This is a genomic window from Mesorhizobium sp. M0968, from assembly GCF_040319065.1.
Classification (GTDB): domain Bacteria; phylum Pseudomonadota; class Alphaproteobacteria; order Rhizobiales; family Rhizobiaceae; genus Mesorhizobium.
Window position 1 is genome coordinate 1 of sequence record NZ_JAMYNL010000068.1, and the last position, 3,839, is coordinate 3,839.

Below are 3,839 nucleotides of genomic sequence, written 5' to 3' on the forward strand. Positions count from 1 at the left end.
TAACTACGCTCGTAAGGACAACCCTAAGAGCGCAGCCTCGCTACCGGGCCATGCTCGCGCAAGGCGGCCCTCGCCGGAGGCGTACATGGCGGGTTCGTGCTCGGGCAGCTTCGCAGCCTGGAACAACGCAAGCGCGACGGGGCCAAAATGCGTGATCGCTTCCGTGCGCGCCTCGCTGTCCGCATTCCAGCCGAGTCGCAAGCGCAGGACGGCCAAAGCGCTGGCCACGGCGATCTCCTCACTTTCGGCTGAGGCCACGGCGTCCGAGATCGCCTGCATGAGGTTAAGCCGCCTGAAGGCGAAAGCGCGCTCCTGTTCCAGACCGCGATCTGATTGGCCGCTTGTCGCCTGAAGCTTGCCTCGGTTGTCCTGGCGGTCTCAGCCGTCGTCTTCAGGTCATTGAGAAAGGAAGCGGTCGGATTCATCTTGGCTCACTAGGATGGCGGAAGAGAGTGGGAGTCGAACCCACCAGAGACCGACTCGCGGCCCCTCCCGGATTTGAAGTCCGGACGCCCCACCGGGGACGATGCTCCTCCAGAAATTTGCGCCATCGGCGGCTCACTCGATCGACTCGCCGGAGCCGATTTATGGCCTCGCAGTCATCGGCACATGCCGACCCGGAGATATCCGACGCAATTCTGACGCCAAGCCGGGTGACGCCTTGATCCTGACGAAGGGGCTCGGCGTCGGCATCTATTCCGCCGCCATCAAGAAGCAGGCGCTTTCCGAGAGCGGCTATCGCGAAATGATCGCCTCCACCACCCTTCTCAACCGGATCGGATCGGAGCTGGCGCAGGACGCGAGCGTCCACGCCGTCACCGACGTGACCGGATTTGGCTTGCTCGGACATGGCCTCGAGATGGCACGCGGTTCCGGGTGCACGCTGATAATTTGCAGCCACGACGTGCCGCTCTTTTCCGAAGCTGCCTCGCTCGCAGTCGACGGCCACGTCACCGGCGCATCGCGGCGCAACTGGGCGAGCTATGGCCGACGCGGTAAGCTTACCTCCCGGCATGCCCGAGTGGCGACGCCATCTTCTCACGGATCCACAGACTTCGGGCGGGTTGCTGGTTGCTTGCCAGACCGACCACGCAGCGGCGCTCGTCGAGAGGATCGTCGCGGACGGCTATCCTTCGGCTCGCATCATCGGCCATGCCAGGCCCGGCGCGCCGACAATCGTAGTAGAGGCCTGAACGGCCGCTCCGCTTCCCGCCAGATGACGGGGTGCGCCCTCCAGTTCGCGGCACTCCACCTCCTGCCACCACTGGATCGGCAGGCAAAGACGCCGCCTGCCCTGTCCACGCTGGATTGGCGGCGAACGCTGCGGACTGTTTTGGTGACCGGCGTCTGGTTTCCGATAGAAGTGAGGTGGTGTGCGGCCGTCGCTATCCGCTGATGGTGACTTGCTTTCCATGTTTGATATCTTAGTCTAAGATTGTAGTCGGCCGGGGCACAGTCCAGCAGGAGGGCAGGATGTCCAAGCGTGTTCCATTTACTCCGGGAGAGCCGTGACGAAAAGAGCATGTTTCAATGCGGCCTCGGCGCGTGGTGAACGTGAGAAAAGTACCTCTTCCAGCCTGCAAATCGGACCTCGCCCCTCCCTACGCTCTCATATGACGCTGGCGTACAAGTATATTTTACTTCGAGCATCAGCTTTGCAATATCAAGAATAATATTCATGGTTTCCACGTCATAATAGCGGCTCTTGGAAAGCATGCCTTGCCGGTCTTAGCCTAAATCGCCGATGTCTGGCTACGAATTTCCGTTGCCGCGCTCGCCGTGGTTGACGGAAAGGTTCTCGCTTGGCTCTTTGAAAGCATGCTCACGCTGATGATGCATAGCCGGGTGACGCGCGCGCTGATGTCCGCGCTTCATAAGATCGGAAGCTGCTTAAATGGGTAAACACCCTACTTCGATTCAATAACCCCGTTCGAGGTCGATTTTGTTGGACAGAGGCTCTCCTCTTGCGACTTGACCGCAGAGATCGGCGATCTGGTCGATTCCACAATCCACCCAGAAGCTCGCGACATGAGGTGTGATGGTCACCCTGGGATGAGTCCACAACGGCGATGAAGCCTTCAGCGGTTCACGCTCAAACACGTAAAGGGTGATGGCCGTGAATTGACCCGGAGCGAGCGAGCTTCCGCTTAGGGTCGGTCTTTCGCGTTCCCTCAGAGTCGCAGGAGCGTGGGGTGAGCGGTACTACATCGACCCGGCCAGACGCCATTCCAACCGCTGATCCGTCTCGACCGCTTTCGGCCGCGTCGGCCGTTTCGCTAGGTCGCTTCGCCCGGCTTATGGAAGTTCGATCTCGCCGTCCACCACGTGGTTGAGGCCGGTGCCTTCCGCCGTCAGCGTCATGCGGACCTTCAGCTTCTTGCCGCCGATTTGCCCTTCGCGCACCGTCTCCTCGATCTTGCGCTGGGAGGTGACGCCGACTTCCTTCAGGAACTTGCGGATCGACATGTTGACGGCGTCTTCGCTCATGGCGGAACTCCTCTGTGTCCGGAAGGGATTGTAAGGGAAGGCAAGGGATCAAGGAAGCAGGACGGTGACGCACGGTTTTATTGAAATAGACCTCGAGCCGGGAGGAGACGTCGGGTCCTTAACTTGGTTGACCGCTGGCAGGAGGAGTGAACCGATCGACGTCTTGCGCGGAAGGAGCACTATGACGGCCATCTCGGCCTTGATCTGACCGATCAGGAAAAGAGTGATCGAGTACCTCAAATCGATCTGATCAGCACTCGGCGCTTCTTTGGGTTCGATTGGGAGGAAAGATCATTAAAGAAGATCGTGGTGAGATAGATTGCGGGTCGGCACAACGTGAGCCAGGCCAAGCGCTGTCTCGCCGGAAATTTCTTGAGGTGTCGACGACCGGCGCGGCGATTTGCCGGTGCAGGTGGGCTTGCTTCCTGCATGACAGGTCAGCCTGCGGCGCGCGGCGCCGAAACAACCCCAAAGCCTGTGGCGCTTTATTAGGATGTTCCAAACAAAGGTCCCCGCTGCGCCGGGTGCACCCATTTCCTGAAGCCGAATGCATCCGAGATTGTCGCGGGTGAAATCAGCCCCGATGGTTGGTGCCGCTTTTACAAAGCACGGCCTGCCTGATCGGCAGAAACCAGCGGAGACCGTCGTTGTCTGCTGCGCTGCGGGTGATGGTCTGCAGGCATCGCGTAAGGATGTCGGGTGACATTAGGCATTCGACAAGTCCGGAGTCAGAGCCGAAGTGATCGATGACCTTTCCAACGTTTGCCTTCGCGATTGACCCATCCTGGTCAAACACCCCAAACCGGCGGCTGCCTCATCGTTCCTCCGGCGGCTTGAGGTGCCGAAACTGCAGCAGCAGCAGCAGATCGTAAGCGATCTTCAGTGCACCGCAGATGATCAGGGGCCAAGCCCGGAAGGAGGCAGCGAACAGAGCGCCCGCCAGGGCGGGACTGGCTGCGGCAGCCAAACTGCGCGGTACCGATGTGAAGCTCGCGGCGGCTGCCCGCTCCGCCTCCGTGACGACCGCCGTGACGTAAGATGAGCGCGTCGGGACGTCCATCTGCGAAAGCGCGGCACGGATCAGCAGCAGGGCGAGCGCCAGAGGAAGCGTCGGCGCAAGCGCCGCCAGCATCAGGGCGATGCTGGACGGAATGTGTGTGAACACCATCGTGTTGATGAGTCCGATGTGCCGCGACAGCCAGGCGGCAACGGGGAATGAGAACGCCGAAAGCACCCCGGACCAGAAGAAGAAAAAGCCCGCTTCCGAAAGCGACAGGTCGAATTTTTCGAAAAGCCACAGGGCAAGCAGCGACTGGACGAGGAAGCCGCCGGCAAAGGCATCAAGGCTAAAA

The 3,839-nt window shown here is 60.5% G+C and carries 4 protein-coding genes, 1 tRNA gene and 1 pseudogene; 1 reads left to right on the forward strand and 5 read right to left on the reverse strand.

All coding sequences use genetic code 11. From position 1 onward, the window contains the following. Positions 1 to 3: 3 nt before the first annotated feature. Both NKH67_RS33720 and NKH67_RS33725 read right to left on the reverse strand, forming a co-directional pair. A complete protein-coding gene (locus tag NKH67_RS33720; protein ID WP_352475098.1) occupies positions 4 to 279 on the reverse strand; it encodes a hypothetical protein in 276 nt (91 codons plus the stop codon). 161 nt (positions 280 to 440) lie between these two features. Then, positions 441 to 536, reverse strand: a tRNA-Sec gene (locus NKH67_RS33725). Between the two features lie 14 nt (positions 537 to 550). On the opposite strand from NKH67_RS33725, the pseudogene selD reads away from it, so the two are divergent. Continuing rightward, a pseudogene (gene selD / locus NKH67_RS33730) lies at positions 551 to 1,193 on the forward strand (selenide, water dikinase SelD); the annotation flags it as partial. A gap of 724 nt (positions 1,194 to 1,917) precedes the next feature. On the opposite strand, the gene NKH67_RS33735 reads toward selD, so the two are convergent. The 3 genes from NKH67_RS33735 to NKH67_RS33745 form a co-directional block, all read right to left on the reverse strand. Then, positions 1,918 to 2,175 (reverse strand): NAD(P)-dependent oxidoreductase, encoded by a 258-nt coding sequence (locus tag NKH67_RS33735; RefSeq protein WP_352475099.1) that lies wholly within the window; start codon positions 2,173 to 2,175, stop codon positions 1,918 to 1,920. A 120-nt stretch (positions 2,176 to 2,295) separates the two neighbouring features. Continuing rightward, the gene (locus tag NKH67_RS33740) at positions 2,296 to 2,487 is read right to left on the reverse strand and encodes a DUF6494 family protein (protein WP_023679340.1); all 192 of its coding nucleotides are present in this window, start codon (positions 2,485 to 2,487) and stop codon (positions 2,296 to 2,298) included. Between the two features lie 814 nt (positions 2,488 to 3,301). After that, positions 3,302 to 3,839, reverse strand: a 538-nt coding sequence (locus NKH67_RS33745) for an MFS transporter (RefSeq protein ID WP_353033052.1), incomplete at its 5' end; no start/stop codon positions are given.